The sequence below is a fragment of the Streptomyces sp. NBC_01454 genome, from assembly GCF_036227565.1.
Classification (GTDB): domain Bacteria; phylum Actinomycetota; class Actinomycetes; order Streptomycetales; family Streptomycetaceae; genus Streptomyces.
On the sequence record NZ_CP109460.1, the window covers coordinates 4,781,818 to 4,794,888 of the forward strand.

14 protein-coding genes and 1 tRNA gene are annotated in these 13,071 nt (G+C 72.6%); 7 read left to right on the forward strand and 8 right to left on the reverse strand.

Annotated elements, in window-relative coordinates; all coding sequences use genetic code 11:
• Nucleotides 1-81: 81 nt before the first annotated feature.
• From OIU81_RS21265 to OIU81_RS21280, 4 genes are read right to left on the reverse strand one after another with little or no spacing between them, the layout of a single operon-like run.
• Complete coding sequence (locus OIU81_RS21265; RefSeq protein ID WP_329150221.1) at nucleotides 82-1,320, reverse strand: FAD-dependent monooxygenase; 1,239 nt, start codon at nucleotides 1,318-1,320, stop codon at nucleotides 82-84.
• A complete protein-coding gene (locus OIU81_RS21270) occupies nucleotides 1,317-1,574 on the reverse strand; it encodes a hypothetical protein (RefSeq protein WP_329150223.1) in 258 nt (85 codons plus the stop codon). The genes OIU81_RS21265 and OIU81_RS21270 overlap by 4 nt, the downstream gene beginning before the upstream one ends.
• The gene (locus tag OIU81_RS21275) at nucleotides 1,571-2,197 is read right to left on the reverse strand and encodes a VOC family protein (protein WP_329150225.1); all 627 of its coding nucleotides are present in this window, start codon (nucleotides 2,195-2,197) and stop codon (nucleotides 1,571-1,573) included. Before OIU81_RS21275 ends, OIU81_RS21270 begins: the two co-directional genes overlap by 4 nt.
• A 49-nt stretch (nucleotides 2,198-2,246) precedes the next feature.
• Entirely contained in the window at nucleotides 2,247-3,668 is a 1,422-nt protein-coding gene (locus OIU81_RS21280; RefSeq protein ID WP_329150227.1) for an MFS transporter, read from the reverse strand.
• A 167-nt stretch (nucleotides 3,669-3,835) separates the two neighbouring features.
• On the opposite strand from OIU81_RS21280, the gene OIU81_RS21285 reads away from it, so the two are divergent.
• Nucleotides 3,836-4,711: a LysR family transcriptional regulator gene (locus OIU81_RS21285; protein ID WP_329150229.1), complete on the forward strand. Its 876-nt coding sequence runs from the start codon at nucleotides 3,836-3,838 to the stop codon at nucleotides 4,709-4,711.
• Nucleotides 4,712-4,728: 17 nt separating this feature from the next.
• On the opposite strand, the gene OIU81_RS21290 is transcribed toward OIU81_RS21285, so the two are convergent.
• Nucleotides 4,729-6,420 carry a class I adenylate-forming enzyme family protein gene (locus OIU81_RS21290; protein ID WP_329150231.1) on the reverse strand — a complete coding sequence of 564 codons (1,692 nt, stop codon included), beginning with the start codon at nucleotides 6,418-6,420 and terminating at the stop codon, nucleotides 4,729-4,731.
• A 657-nt stretch (nucleotides 6,421-7,077) separates the two neighbouring features.
• Here OIU81_RS21290 and OIU81_RS21295 point away from each other — a divergent pair.
• The 5 genes from OIU81_RS21295 to OIU81_RS21315 all read left to right on the forward strand — a co-directional run bounded on the left by OIU81_RS21295 (nucleotide 7,078) and on the right by OIU81_RS21315 (nucleotide 11,229).
• Nucleotides 7,078-7,821: a hypothetical protein gene (locus OIU81_RS21295; protein ID WP_329331152.1), complete on the forward strand. Its 744-nt coding sequence runs from the start codon at nucleotides 7,078-7,080 to the stop codon at nucleotides 7,819-7,821.
• Nucleotides 7,822-7,873: 52 nt separating this feature from the next.
• The gene (locus tag OIU81_RS21300; RefSeq protein ID WP_329150235.1) at nucleotides 7,874-8,575 is read left to right on the forward strand and encodes an O-methyltransferase; all 702 of its coding nucleotides are present in this window, start codon (nucleotides 7,874-7,876) and stop codon (nucleotides 8,573-8,575) included.
• An 81-nt stretch (nucleotides 8,576-8,656) separates the two neighbouring features.
• A complete protein-coding gene (locus OIU81_RS21305) occupies nucleotides 8,657-10,135 on the forward strand; it encodes a 3-deoxy-7-phosphoheptulonate synthase (protein WP_443074889.1) in 1,479 nt (492 codons plus the stop codon).
• 150 nt (nucleotides 10,136-10,285) lie between these two features.
• Nucleotides 10,286-10,618, forward strand: a complete 333-nt coding sequence (locus tag OIU81_RS21310) for an antibiotic biosynthesis monooxygenase family protein (protein WP_329150239.1) — start codon at nucleotides 10,286-10,288, stop codon at nucleotides 10,616-10,618.
• 401 nt (nucleotides 10,619-11,019) lie between these two features.
• Nucleotides 11,020-11,229 (forward strand): hypothetical protein, encoded by a 210-nt coding sequence (locus tag OIU81_RS21315; protein ID WP_329150241.1) that lies wholly within the window; start codon nucleotides 11,020-11,022, stop codon nucleotides 11,227-11,229.
• Between the two features lie 206 nt (nucleotides 11,230-11,435).
• Here the strand turns inward: OIU81_RS21315 and OIU81_RS21320 are convergent.
• From OIU81_RS21320 to OIU81_RS21330, 3 genes are all read right to left on the reverse strand, one after another.
• A tRNA-Arg gene (locus OIU81_RS21320) sits at nucleotides 11,436-11,508 on the reverse strand.
• 285 nt (nucleotides 11,509-11,793) lie between these two features.
• A complete protein-coding gene (locus OIU81_RS21325; RefSeq protein ID WP_329150243.1) occupies nucleotides 11,794-12,117 on the reverse strand; it encodes a hypothetical protein in 324 nt (107 codons plus the stop codon).
• Nucleotides 12,114-12,314, reverse strand: coding sequence for a hypothetical protein (locus OIU81_RS21330; protein ID WP_329155620.1), 201 nt, complete (start codon nucleotides 12,312-12,314; stop codon nucleotides 12,114-12,116). The genes OIU81_RS21325 and OIU81_RS21330 overlap by 4 nt, the downstream gene beginning before the upstream one ends.
• Nucleotides 12,315-12,381: 67 nt before the next feature.
• Between OIU81_RS21330 and OIU81_RS21335 the strand changes: the two genes are divergently transcribed.
• The gene (locus tag OIU81_RS21335; protein ID WP_329150245.1) at nucleotides 12,382-13,017 is read left to right on the forward strand and encodes a TetR family transcriptional regulator; all 636 of its coding nucleotides are present in this window, start codon (nucleotides 12,382-12,384) and stop codon (nucleotides 13,015-13,017) included.
• The last annotated feature ends 54 nt before the right edge of the window (nucleotides 13,018-13,071 follow it).

Consider the following 13,071-nt stretch of genomic DNA (forward strand, 5'->3'; position numbering starts at 1 on the left):
CGCCCCGGCCCGGCCACCCCGGCCGTCACCACCACGACCGTCACCACCACGACCGTCGTCCCCGCGGCCGTCCCCGCCCGGTCAGTAGGAGCTCCGGGCGGCCCTGGGCGCCGCCAGCTTCGGGCCGTAGGGCGCGGAGTCCAGCCAGGCTCCCGCCCTGCGCCCGGTGCCCGCCACGGCCGCGGCGACGCGCCGGCGCAGCCAGACCGACGGACGGTGGGCCAGCATGTGCTCCAAGGCGGAGCCGGCGCAGGCGCGGTTGTACGCGGCCGCCTCCTTCCGCTCCTGGGCGAAGCGGAGGATCTCCGCCTGGGCCGCCCCGGACGTACCGGCCGTCAGCGCCGCCTGCGCGGCCCGCACCGCCCGGATCGCGTCCGGGATGCTGGAGTTCATGCCGCGGGCCCCGAACGGCGCGAACAGGTGTGAGGCCTCACCCGTGAGCAGCACCCGGCGGTGGGCGTCGGTGAAGTCGGCGGCCACCTGCTGGGCGAACCGGTACGTCGACACCCAGCGCACCCGCTCGCCGTACGCCTCGGGCAGCACCCGGGGTATCCAGCGCCGCAGCCCCTCCGGTGAGGTGAACCGGTCCGGGTCGTCGTGCACCAGGAGGTTGAGGTCGACCCGCCAGCCGCCCGCGAACGGAACCAGGAGGACGTTGCGGCCGCCGACCCGCGGGTGCTTGTAGTGGAAGACGCGTTCCAGGAGCAGCGGGTGGGCGGGATCGTCGTCGAGGTCCACCACCACGAAGGTGTTGCGGGAGCGCGGCCCCTCCAGGGGGATGCCGGCGGCGGAGCGCAGCGCGGAGCGCGAGCCGTCCGCCGCGATCACGTAGTCGGCCGCCCACTCGCCTCCCGTGGAGTCCACGAGCCGCACCCCGTCCGGGGTGCTCTCGGCGGAGCGCACCTCCACGCCCCAGTGGAACTCCACCCCGCCCTCCCGGCAGGCGGCGGCCATCAGGTCCTCGGTGTGCACCTGCGGAAGGCTGGTGAACGGCGGCAGCCCGGCGCGGCCGGCCGGCGGGTAGGTCCGGGTGTAGATCTCCTCGCCCGCCCAGTACGACCTCTTGGTCGCCCACATCAGACCGCGGCCGGCGATCTCGTGGCCCAGGCCGGGGCTGACCTGCTCCAGCTCGCGCAGCGACGTGCCGTGCAGGTAGGCGGCGCGGCTGCCCGGACGGACCGCGTCCCGGGTGCGCTTCTCCAGGACCACCGCGGGCAGCCCGGCCGCGCGCAGGGCCAGCGCGGCGCTCAGCCCGGCCGGACCGGCGCCGACGACGAGTACGGGACGGCGGTCGCTACGGCCGGCAGTAGTGGCGCTCATGCTTCGTCCTCCGTCGCGAGGTGCAGGGTCCGGGAGGTGAAGGAGACGATGCGGCCCGCGAGGCCGCCGGTCAGCGCGGCGTGCCAGACCGCCGTGGGCATCCCGGTCACCTCCCGGCGCAGCACCACCTCGCGCTCCGTGGTGGCGAGCTCCAGATAGTCGCCGACCGCGCGGACATCCATCCCGGCGGCCTCGGCGGTCCGCACCACGGGCGCGAACTCCGGTACGGCGAGTACGTACACGGCGAGCGTCACGGCCCCGCCACCTCCCTGTCGTTGCGGACCGGCGCGGCCTTCCGCACGAGCTCTGCCTTCCGCTGCCACAGCGTCTGTGCGCAGGGGCGGGGCGACTCGGCGACGTCGGCGAGCGCGCGCAGCGTCAACTCCGCGTCCCGCGAGTCGAGTGCCGACATCGCGCGCAGCGGCCTGGTGATCTCCAGCTGGAGTCCGTTGGGGTCGTCGAAGTAGATCGATTCGATCAGCTCGTGCGGCAGCGGCGGGGTGACCCGCACCCCGTGCGCCTTGAGCCTCTCCCGCCAGGCCAGCAGCTCCTCCTCGGTGTCCACATGGAAGGCGAGGTGCCGGGAGCGGTGCATGAGGTCGCTCGGCTGCTCCTCCTCGGGCAGGCCGAAGTAGTAGAAGAACGCGATCCGGTTGCCCTTGCCCATGTCGAAGAAGAAGTGCACGAAGTCCGGGTAGTCCTCGGTGACCCAGCCGGTCGCGGTGATCGCGTGCACGAGCGGCATGCCCAGCACCTGGGTGTAGAACTCGTAGGTCGCACGCGGCTTCCAGGTGACGAAGGCCAAGTGGTCGACTCCGTCCACCCGCGGGCTCGGCGGGCCGGCCTGCGGACGGGCGGACGGTGAGGTGAGGGTCAATGCTCCTCCAGAGAGCAGGGCGGCCGCGGGCCGCGCCGTCGGAATGGGGTCAGCGCGCCGCGGCCGGGGACCGGCCGCGCAGCCCCGAGCCGGCGACGAGCGCACCGACGAGCAGGCCCAGGCCGCCGACGACCAGCGCCCAGCGGGTGCCGGCCGCCGTGGACGAGGACAGGTTGAGGACCACGCCGAGGACGGCGACACCGAGTGAGGCGCCCACCTGGCGGGCGGAGTTGAGTGCTCCGGCGCCGATGCCGGCCAGCTCGGCCGGTACGGAGCCGGCGACCCCGGCGACCAGGGCGGGCAGGGCGAAGGAGACACCGAAGCCGAAGGCCAGCAGGCCCACCACGGTGGCGACGAGCGCCCCGGCGGAGTTCCCGGTGAACGGCGCCTGGATCAGCGCCCCGGCACCCATGAGGACGAAGCCGATGGTGGCCGGGCGCCGCGGCCCGATCCGGCCGACCAGCCGTCCGGTGTAGATCGGGTTGAAGGCGGTGGGCAGGGTCAGCGGCAGGAAGGCGAGGCCCGCGGCGAACGACGAGTAGCCGCGGCCTTCCTGGAAGAACAGCGACAGCGCGAACAGCAGCCCGGACAGACCGAAGTTGGCGAGCAGGCCGGCCACCAGCGCGGAGGAGAAGCTGCGGCTGCGGAACATCCGCAGCGGCAGCATCGCCGCGTCGCCGGAGCGCAGTTCCGCGACGAGGAAGACCACCGCCGCGGCCGCCGCCAGCCCGAAGCCGCCGAGCACCCCGCCGCCGGTCCAGCCCTTGTCCGGGCCCTCGATCAGCGCGTACACCAGCGCGGCCAGTGCGACGACGGCGCTGAGCTGCCCGGTCAGGTCCAGCCCGCTGCGCTGCTTGCGCGCGGTCTCCGGGGCCAGCCGTGCGGTGATGACCAGACTGACCAGCGCCAGCGGCACGTTGATCAGGAAGATGGCGCGCCAGCCGACCGTGTCGGTGAGCATCCCGCCCACCAGCGGACCGGCGGCGAGCGCCGCGCCCGTGATCGCCGCCCAGGCCCCCACCGCGCGGGCCCGCTCGGCGGGGTCGGTGTAGGAGTGGACGATCAGGGCCAGGGAGGACGGCAGCAGCAGCGCCCCGGCGACGCCCAGGGCCAGCCGGAGCACCACCAGCATGCCGAGCGTCGTCGCGACGGCCGAGACGCCGGACAGCACGCCGAACGTCACCAGGCCCCAGAGGAAGACCCGGCGGCCGCCGAAGCGGTCGGAGAGCCAGCCCGCGGTGAGCAACAGGGCGGCGAAGGTGATGGTGTAGCCGTTGGTGACCCACTGGAGGCCGCTCAGGCCGGTGTGCAGATCACCGGCGATGGCGGGCAGCGCCACCGAGACGATCGTCATGTCGAGCAGCACCATGAAGTAGCCGAGGGAAAGCCCGATCAATAAGGTGCGCGAGGGCTTACCGGTTCGCTTCGGTGCGGCAACGGAATCCCGCTCAGGTTCCGCCCGTGTCGTCATAGGAATTCTCCTCCGTTTCGGAATCTCTGCTTTCGCGGCCCGCGCTGTTGGGGGCGGCACAATCCATTCAACCGGAATCGGAAGGGGAATTGAGGGTGGTGACGACGGGGATGGCCTATGGGTACCATCGGCCCAGCCGATAGGTCAGCTAGGGGGGCGGCACAGTCGTGGAGCTTCGGCATCTTCGGACGTTCGAAACGGTGGCCAGGACACTCAGCGTCACGCAAGCGGCCAAGGAACTGCACTACGCACAATCCAGCGTCAGCGATCAAATTCAGGCGCTGGAGCGTGATCTGGGGGTCGAGCTGCTCGACCGGTCGCAGCGCCGGGTGCGGCTGACCCCGCAGGGTGTGGCGCTCTCGGAGTACACGGACAAGATCCTCAAGCTGATGGAGGAGGCGCGCTGGGCGGTCTCCCGGCCCGGCGCAGAACTCGCCTTCGGCGCCCTGGAAACCCTCTGCCAGCACCTGCTGCCGGAGGTGCTCGCGCACTACCGCTCGCTGCATCCGCAGGCCCGGGTGCGGGTGGCGCAGGACAACCGCGGCGAGCTCTACAAGGCCGTGCGCCGCGGCGACTTGGACCTGTGCCTGACCTTCGGCGACCCGCCGGCCGACCCGAGCCTGCGTGCCGAGACGCTGGCCGAGGAGCCGCTGGCGGTCATCGTGCCGCCGGGGCACCATCTCGCCGAGCGCGGCGAGGCCGGTCTCGAGGAGCTCGCCAGGGAACCCTTCCTGGCCACCGAGCGGGGCTGCGGCTTCCGGGAGATGTTCGACAGCGCCTTCGGGGCGGTGGCCGCGAAGGAGCCGGTCGCGGAGGTGTCCAGCATCGGCACCCTCGGCGCGTGCGTGGCGGCCGGGATGGGCTGCGCGCTGCTGCCGTTGACGGCGGTGCGCGATCAGGCGAGCCGCGGCGAAGTGGCCGTCGTGAAGGCCGGCGACGGCGACCTGCACACGACGGTGACCATGACCTGGCTGGACCGCAACTCCGCGAACCCGAACCTCATCGGCTTCCAGACCGTGCTGCGCCGGCAACTGGGCGGCTGACGGCGGCGGGCGGCCGGTCACCGGTCGCCCTCGCCGGCCGCCGGCACGGGGCGTGACGCGGGCGCCGGCGGCCGCGGAAGGGGCGGCAGCGGGATCGACGTCAGCCGGTTCCGGGCGATCTTGCCGGTGACCGTGGTCGGCAACCGGTCCACGACCACGAGCTCCTCGGGCAGCTTGTACGTGGCCAGTCCCTTGCGGGACAGATGCCCGGTCACCTCGTCCAGCGTCAAGCCGGTGCCGTCGCGGAGCGCGGCCAGCAGACACGAGCGCTGGCCCAGCCGCGGATCGGGCCGCCCCACGATCGCGTGCTGCGCCAACTGCGGCAGATCGCCGAGCAGTTCTTCGACCTCGAGCGCGCTGAACTTCAGCCCGCCGCGGTTGATCAGCTCGTCGGCGCGGCCCCGGTAGCCGACCGAACCGTCCGGGTGGAGCACGGCCAGGTCGCCGGTGCGCAGCCAGCCGTCGGCGGTGAGCGCGGCGCGGGTCAGCTCCGGCGCGCCGTGATAGCCGCGGAACAGGAAGGGGCTGCGGTACTGGAGTTCTCCGGTCGCGCCCGGCCCGGCGCGGCGGCCCTCGCGGTCCACCACCCTGACCTCGCCCCCGGACACCGGCCGCCCGATGGTGGACGCCGCCTCGGGCGGATCGCCGGGACGGGTGAAGGTCCCCGCGCCGATCTCCGTCATCCCCCACTGCACGACGAGCCGCGCGCCCATCGTCCGCCGCACGCCCTCGGCCAGCTCACGGGGCACCGGAGCGCCGCCGGTGCGTACCTCCCGCAGAGCCAGAGGCGTACCCCCGGCCTCCGCATCCTCCGCATCCTCTGCCAACAGGGTGACGAGATCGCGCAGTTGAGCCGGAACCAGGAACGCCGTGGTGGCCGAGACAGCGCGCAGGGCGCCGGCGAACCGCCGCGGGTCCCATCCGTCGAACAGCCCGACCCGGCCGCCGGTGACCAGGGCCAGATGGACCGAGAGCAGCCCGAAGGCATGACTGAGCGGGCTCGCGGAAACCAGTGTGTCCCCGGGGCCCAGGCCGCCGTCCGCCGCGACGGCCGCCGCGTTGCCGAGCAGCCCACCGTGGCGGTGCACACACAGTTTCGGGCGCCGGGAGGTCGTCCCGGAGGAGGCGAGCAGCATCAGCGGGGCCTCCGGGTCCCGCGGCGGATCCGGAAGCGCCCCGGGGGCCGGGTCGGGTGCCTCGTCCAGCAGCTCCGCCGCGCTCGGCAGCGTCCCCGCGCCGGACACACCGCGCCCCGTCCGCGCGGGCCCCTCGCCCTCCACCACCCATGCGTGCCGCAGCGAGCCGCACCCCTCGCGCACCGCGAGGATCTCCCCGACGCGGTCACGGCCGCGGTAGGAGCCCCGCGCCACCAGCGCGGCGGCTCCGGCCTGGGCGACCAGGGACTGCACCTCGTGGGCGCCGTACGCGCAGTGCAGCGGCAGCAGCAGCACGCCGAGCCGGGCGGTGGCCGCGTGCAGCACCACCAGTTCCCAGGAGTTCGGCAGCTGCGCCGCCAGTACGTCACCGGACCGCAGTCCCCGCACGTACAGCGCGCCGGCGGTCCGTTCGGCCTGGCGCAGACAGTCCTGCCAGGTCCGGCCGATCCCGTCGTCCCACACGGCGGGATCCGTACGGCGGGCCGCGGCACGCTCGAGAGCACCGGTGAACGTGAAAGCGGTCGTCGTCGATTCCGTGGGGAGAGCGTTCACGAAGAATCCTCCGTTCCGGGCAGAACCAACAGTCCTTGCCTTGCCGCACGGATTCTGGGCGGAAATCGAGCGGATGGTCCAGGGGAAAACCGATAAGAACCCCTGATCCGCTGCACCGGTCCGGCCGCGATAACAAAAGCCCCCTCCCGTGATGTCGCGACGGAGCGCGGGCCCGAAGATAGGCGCGGACGCCCGCTGTCGATTGATTCTCCCGCCGCCGTTCGGCCGCGCCGATGGATGCCCCCCACACGGACAACGCGCAGCCGTTCACCGCTGCACAACCGGCGCCCGGGAGCCGGACCGCCGCGCCGCGCACCCATAAGAAAACCCACTAACGAAGCCCTGGCCTCCGGTTGAAAGTGTCACCTCGAAACGTTTCGGCAGGAGCATTCGGTGACTCCGATGAATGCCATCGAGAAGGCCGAACGTGCCGCGTTTCCCCTGGTCAATCGCTATGTCGAGCCGAGTTCCGGACGAGCGGTCCGGCGCATTCCGGTACCCGTGCGCCCAGGGGCTTGCCGGGCGCCGGAAAACCACCACAGAATTCCGACGGCCCCGATACAGGAGGTATCGATGTCCGTAGTCCGCGCGTCTCACACCACAAAGGAAAGTGTGCGTTCCGTCGGCGAATTACCCTCCGTGGACAGCGAATTGCCGGTGGGCAGTCCATTCTCCGGCACCGATCTGCGGCGGCTTGCCGACGCGATCCGCGACGCCGGCCTCGCGTCGAGCGCCCCGGTGTCGTCGCTTCTCGAACCGGCCGGGCCACAGGGCGGGGCCACGTCCCTGACCGAGCGGAACTGCCGGTTCGACCACTGCGCAGTCCTGCTGTTTCCGCAGACCCTCGCCGCGGGGTTGGACCATCTGGAACAGTGCGGCCTGGCACCGCTGCCCACCGTGCCGAGCACGGTGGTGCGCCGCAGGCTGAGCGAACGCCACGGTCTCGACCCGGCGCGCTGCGACGTCCACCTCACCCGGCTCCGGCTGGACCTGCCGGACGGACGACGCCATCCGGCGGTCGAGGTGTTCCTCTTCCCCCGCGACTGCGCCGCGTTCGACCCGCGGCTGGCCGCGTCCGAAGTCGCGCACGGCTTCGAGGACCACACCGCGTTCGTGGTGGGCCGGCCGAGCCTCCCGCTGCTGGAGAACCTCGTCACGGCCTGGCGTGCCGAGGCCGGCCTGCTGTGGGAGGGCGGCGGACACAACCCCCACGAGGGCCCCCAGGGTTCGACCGTCCTGTACTTCGTCCGCGAGCACGGGCAGCCCTCCCGGCGCCGCCGCTTCGAGCTGCACTGCCCCGGCGATCTGCGGGCCTTCCTCGACCGGGTCCCCGTGGACACCGAGGCCGTACGCCATGCCTACCGGGAGTGGCGGCACACCGGCCCGGACGTACCCGCGTGAGACCCGCCCCCGGCCCGCACGCCGCCCCGCCCCTACCCACACCGGAGACCCCATGCTGCGCAACGACACGCTGAGCCCCAGGAATCTGCCGCTCACCCCCGAGCTGCACGACTACCTGCTCGACCAGGGCCGGATGACCCCCGACCCGCTCCTGGCCGAGGTGATCGCCTGCACCGGCGCCGCGATCCCCGACCAGGCACACATGGTGGTCGCGCCCGAGGAGGGCGCCCTGCTGACCTTCCTGGTGCGCCTCCTGGGCGCCCGCCGCATCGTCGAGGTCGGGACCTTCACCGGCTACTCCGCGCTCTGCCTGGCCCGCGGCCTGCCCGCCGACGGCTCGCTGATCACCTGCGATGTCTCCGCCGAATGGACCTCGCTCGCCCGCGACTTCTGGGACCGCGACGGCGTCGGCGACCGCATCGAGCTCCGCCTCGGCCCCGCACTGGACACCCTGCGCGCCCTGCCCGCCGAGCCGCACCTGGACCTGGCCTTCATCGACGCCGACAAGCCCGGCTACATCGGCTACTGGGAGGAACTGGTGCCGCGCCTGCGCCCCGGCGCCCTGCTCCTCGCCGACAACACCCTCTTCAACGGCGAGGTGCTCGCGGAACAGCCCGGCGAAAAGGCCGCGGCCATCCGTGAGTTCAACGCGCACGCCCGCCGCGACCCCCGCGTCGAGCTGGTCATGCTGCCGATCGCGGACGGCCTGACGCTGGCCCGCCGGCTGCCGGCCGGGGAGCCGCCGCTGCGGTGACGCGAGCCCGGACGACAGGAACCAGGGCCAGGACAGGCCGGAGCCAGCAAGCACACAGCGAACCACAACACGGGGGCCGGTATGCAGTCAGCACCGCACGGCAGGACCACTCACACGACCCGACCGCCCGGCCACCCGCCGCTGCGCCTTCCCGACGGACCCGGCACGGGGCCCGACGTGCGCGCCGCCTGGGGCATCGGCTCGGCCGCACAGCAGCCGGACTGGCCCGACCCGGTCCTCGCCGCGGCCATCGGCGGCGAACTGGCCCGGCTGCCCGGCCTGGTGACCTGGGAGGAGGTCCGTCTGCTGCGGACCCTGCTCGCCGAGGCCGCGGCCGGTGACCGGCACGTGATCCAGGCGGGCGACTGCGCCGAGGACCCGGCCGAGTGCGCGCCGTCGGCGGTCACCCGCAAGGCCGGGCTGCTCGACGCCCTGGCCGGGGTGATGGAGGCCGGCACGGGCAAGCCGGTGGTGCGCATCGGACGGATCGCCGGGCAGTTCGCCAAGCCGCGCAGCGCCCCGACCGAAGCCGTCGCCGGTCTGACCCTGCCCGTCTACCGCGGTCACCTGGTCAACGCCCCAGAACCCACCCCGCCGGCGCGCCGGGCCGACCCGCAGCGGATGCTGGACTGCTACCGCGCCGCGTCTCACGCCCTCACCTGCCTGCGGCAGCGCACCAGCCCCCGGACACCGGCCACCGCCGCACCGGTGTGGGCCAGCCACGAGGCGCTCGTCTTCGACTACGAGCTGCCGCTGCTGCGCCGCACCCCTGCCGGCGAGACCCTGCTGACCTCCACCCATCTCCCCTGGATCGGCGAGCGCACCCGGCACCCGGACGGCCCGCACGCCATGATGCTGGCGCACGTGGCCAACCCCGTCGCCTGCAAGGTCGGGCCGACGACCCGGCCGGAGGACCTCCTCGCCCTGTGCGCCCGCCTCGACCCGGGCCGCGAGCCCGGCCGGCTCACCCTCATCGCCCGCATGGGCGCCCGGACGGCCGCCACCGCCCTCCCGCCCCTGGTCGCCGCCGTGCACCGGGCCGGCCACCCCGTCGTGTGGCTGTGCGACCCGATGCACGGCAACACCCTCAAGTCCCCTACGGGCACGAAGATCCGCTCGGTCCGCGCACTCCTCACCGAGGTCCGCGCCTTCCTCACCGCCGTCACCGAGGCCGGCGGCACCCCCGCCGGCCTCCACCTCGAAACCACCCCGTACGACGTGACGGAATGCGTCTGGGACGACCCGGCGGAACGCGCTCCCGCGCGCCCCATCCCCGCGGAACTCGACCCCGCCGAACGCGACTTCGCCGAGAGCGGCAGCACCGAACGCGACTTCGCCGAGAGCGGCAGCACCGAACGCGACTTCGCCGAGAGCGGCAGCACCGAACGCGACGTCACCGAACGCGACATCACCGGCGAAGAGCAGGCCGGCACCCCGGCCCCCGCCTCCCACTGCGACCCCCGCCTCAACCCGGCCCAGGCCCTCGAGGTGGCCCGCGCCTGGGCAACACCCCCACCCCCACGCCCCACCCCCCGCCTGGCCGGCTCCGCCCTCCACTGACCGACCCCGCCCGCCGCGGGGGCCCCGGCCCCCATGACGACCCCGACCAACCCCCGACGCCTCCTTCCCCGAAGCCTCCTCCCCCGACCCCGAAAGTCGCACCGGCCGTGCAGCCCGCACAGGCCGACCAGGAAAGGAACACCACACACCATGAGTGAAACCGTGATCCGCACCGACGACGGCACCTTCGCCATGATCAACGTCTTCGAAGTGGAGCCCGACCGGCAGAAGGAACTGGCCGACGTGATGAGCGAGGGCGCCGACCGCTTCATCCGGCACCGTCAGGGATGCATCTCGGTGAACATCCTCACCAGCCTCGACGGCAAGCGCCTCGTCTACTACGCCCAGTGGCGCAGCAAGGCCGACATCAAGGCGACCATGGGCGACCCCAACGTCCAGTACTACCGCGACAAGGCCGCCGAACTCGCCAAGCCCGACCCGCACGCCTACACGGTGTTCTCCGTCCACCACCCGGAGAACTGACGGACGGGCAGCCCCTGGCACCGGAAGCGAGAACGGAGAAGCCAGGTCGGGCATGGGTCCGACCTGGCTTTACCGCCCCGGAATCATCCAGACCGTCCCCCGCTTCATGAGCGCGCGACGACTCACGGCGGCGTACCTGGCTCTGCTCGCTCTCACCGCCGCACTGTCCGCCGTCTTCGGGCCGCCCGGCCCCTTCCTCAGGTGCCACACGAGCACCGACCCACGCCCCCCCCCCCCCCCCCCGCCACTCAACGACCTGATTCATCACCCCACCCGGCTCGCGGTGCCGGCGTTTCTCTCCGGCCGCGCGGAGGCGAAGTTCCGTGCCGGCCCTGGCAATGCTGTGGGTGGGGGCCGAAAACGCCTGGCGGCCGGATCGTGGTCGGCGGCACCCTGAAGCCATGAGTCGCTGGAAGCTTTCCGACAACTGGCACGCCGATCTCTCCGGCCTCACCATCGAGCAGCTCCGTGAGCGCCGAGCCTTCGCCGCCCAGCGCGCTCAGGACGCCGTGGCACGACGCATGGGCCGCAACCCCAAGGCTGCCCGCGACTGGCGCGAGAAGCTCCGTGCCGTCGAGGACGAACTCCTGAGGCGGGTCGTGCAGGAGTAGCCGGCCCCCCGAGGACCTGGCGAAGCTGGCCTCTTGCACCGTGGGCCTGCCGAGGGTGGTGGTCAGGGCGGCCCGGGCAGGGGCGGTGAGGATGCGGTCAGCGCCGTCGGAAATGACCGCGAAGGCATGTGCGCCATATGTGCGCTACGAGCACAGATGCCCTCCCGTCTGTTGGACGGGAGGGCATCTGCGCTGGTGCTTCTCTGTGCCCCCGGCAGGATTCGAACCTGCGACACCCGCTTTAGGAGAGCGGTGCTCTATCCCCTGAGCTACGGAGGCATGGGTTTGGACCCCTGACAGGGTAGCTGATGGGTGCGCTGGAGGTTGCTTGTGTTGGGGGTGAGGCCCCTGGACGTGCCGTGGGTGGCCATGGGGCTCAAGGCGGTGAGGTGGTCCGGCTGTGTGGTCACGTCGCCTCGTCGGGGGTAAGTGCCACTGAAATGATGGCTGGTTGAGCCATGGCGTGCCGATGGCGGTGGCCGATGAATCGGTCACCGCCATCGGTGTGTACGCCTGATGCCGCGCCGTCGGGGTGGCGGCGGTCGCGGGCTCATGCGTCCGGTGTCAGCCCCCGATGTGCCAGCTGATCGTGCCGTCCGTGGTGGTGAGGAGGGCGAGGAGGAGCAGGTCGGCGGCGCCGAGGGCGATGCCCAGGAGGGCGCGGCCGCGGCGGTTGGTGCCGCGGGCCAGGGCCAGGCCGCCGAGGGTCAGGGCGCAGGGGCCGAGGAGGAGGTTGAGGACCAGGGTGCCGAGCAGGCCGAGGATGAAGGAGGCCACAGCCATGCCGTCCGCGTGGGAGCGGAGGTGGGAGGCGGGCCGGTGCGGGGCCTGGAGCTCGGGGGCCGGGGCGGGCGAGATCGTCCGGGCGGCTTCGCTGAGCGTGGTCATCGGGAGGTCACCTCGTGCTGGTGGCGGCGTTCGCGGAGGAAGAAGACGAGCAGCCAGCCGGCGATGACGGCGGCCGCGACGAGGGTGACGGGGACGGGGAGGTGTGCCGCGGTGCCCAGCAGGGTCCCCATCAGGAGGAGGGCTGCGACGAGGAAGAGCATGATCTTCCTTTCCAGTTCCAGAGGACAGTTGTTCACTCAGTTCCCTCAGTCTACGACCGTCCGCGAGTGGAGTAGTTCGGAGAACGGTTGTTTACTAGATGACATGAGTCACAGTCTTGGAGTGCGGCAGGCCCAGAAACAGAAGACCCGTCAGGCGTTGCTCGACGGGGCGCTCGGGCTGCTGGAGGAGCAGAGCCTGAGCAGCCTGGGGCTGCGGGAAGTGACGCGGGTGGTGGGCATCGCCCCGACCGCGTTCTACCGGCACTTCCGCGACATGGGGGAGCTGGGTGTCGCGCTGGTCGAGGAGGCGCTGGGGAGCCTGCATGTGATGGTGCGCGCGATCCTCGCCGAGCAGGACGGGGCCGAGGAGCGGATCGACCGGACGGTCGCGGTCGTGGAGCAGCACGTACGCCGGTATCCGCTGCACATCCGGTTCGTGGCGCGTGAGCGGCACGGTGGCGTACGGGCCGTCCGGCAGGCCATCGCGGGGGAGCTGGACCGGTTTGCGGAGGAGGTCGCGGCGGCGCTGAAGACGCAGCCGGTGTCGGAGGGCTGGCGCGATGACGATGTGCGGATGCTGGCGGAGCTGTATGTGGACCGGCTGGTGACGACGGCCGCGGCGCTGCTCGACGCCGAGGCGGACGGCATGGAGGGCGCGGCCGAGCAGGTGGTGCGGGTCGCGCGCCGGCAGCTGCGGCTGATCAGCATCGGGCGGCGGCACTGGCGGGAGGAGCAATAGGGGGAGGAGTAGGGGGAGGAGTGCGGGGGCCGTTCGGGGTGCCTCGCCGGTTTG

Excerpts from the sequence above, each read along its gene's own strand:
- OIU81_RS21300 (WP_329150235.1), top strand. The coding sequence starts at position 7,874 with ATGCTGCGCAACGACACGCTGAGCCCCAGGAATCTGCCGCTCACCCCC.
- OIU81_RS21305 (WP_443074889.1), top strand. The coding sequence starts at position 8,657 with ATGCAGTCAGCACCGCACGGCAGGACCACTCACACGACCCGACCGCCC.
- OIU81_RS21280 (WP_329150227.1), bottom strand. The coding sequence starts at position 3,668 with ATGACGACACGGGCGGAACCTGAGCGGGATTCCGTTGCCGCACCGAAG.
- OIU81_RS21335 (WP_329150245.1), top strand. The coding sequence starts at position 12,382 with ATGAGTCACAGTCTTGGAGTGCGGCAGGCCCAGAAACAGAAGACCCGT.
- OIU81_RS21315 (WP_329150241.1), top strand. The coding sequence starts at position 11,020 with ATGAGTCGCTGGAAGCTTTCCGACAACTGGCACGCCGATCTCTCCGGC.
- OIU81_RS21265 (WP_329150221.1), bottom strand. The coding sequence starts at position 1,320 with ATGAGCGCCACTACTGCCGGCCGTAGCGACCGCCGTCCCGTACTCGTC.
- OIU81_RS21310 (WP_329150239.1), top strand. The coding sequence starts at position 10,286 with ATGAGTGAAACCGTGATCCGCACCGACGACGGCACCTTCGCCATGATC.
- OIU81_RS21325 (WP_329150243.1), bottom strand. The coding sequence starts at position 12,117 with ATGACCACGCTCAGCGAAGCCGCCCGGACGATCTCGCCCGCCCCGGCC.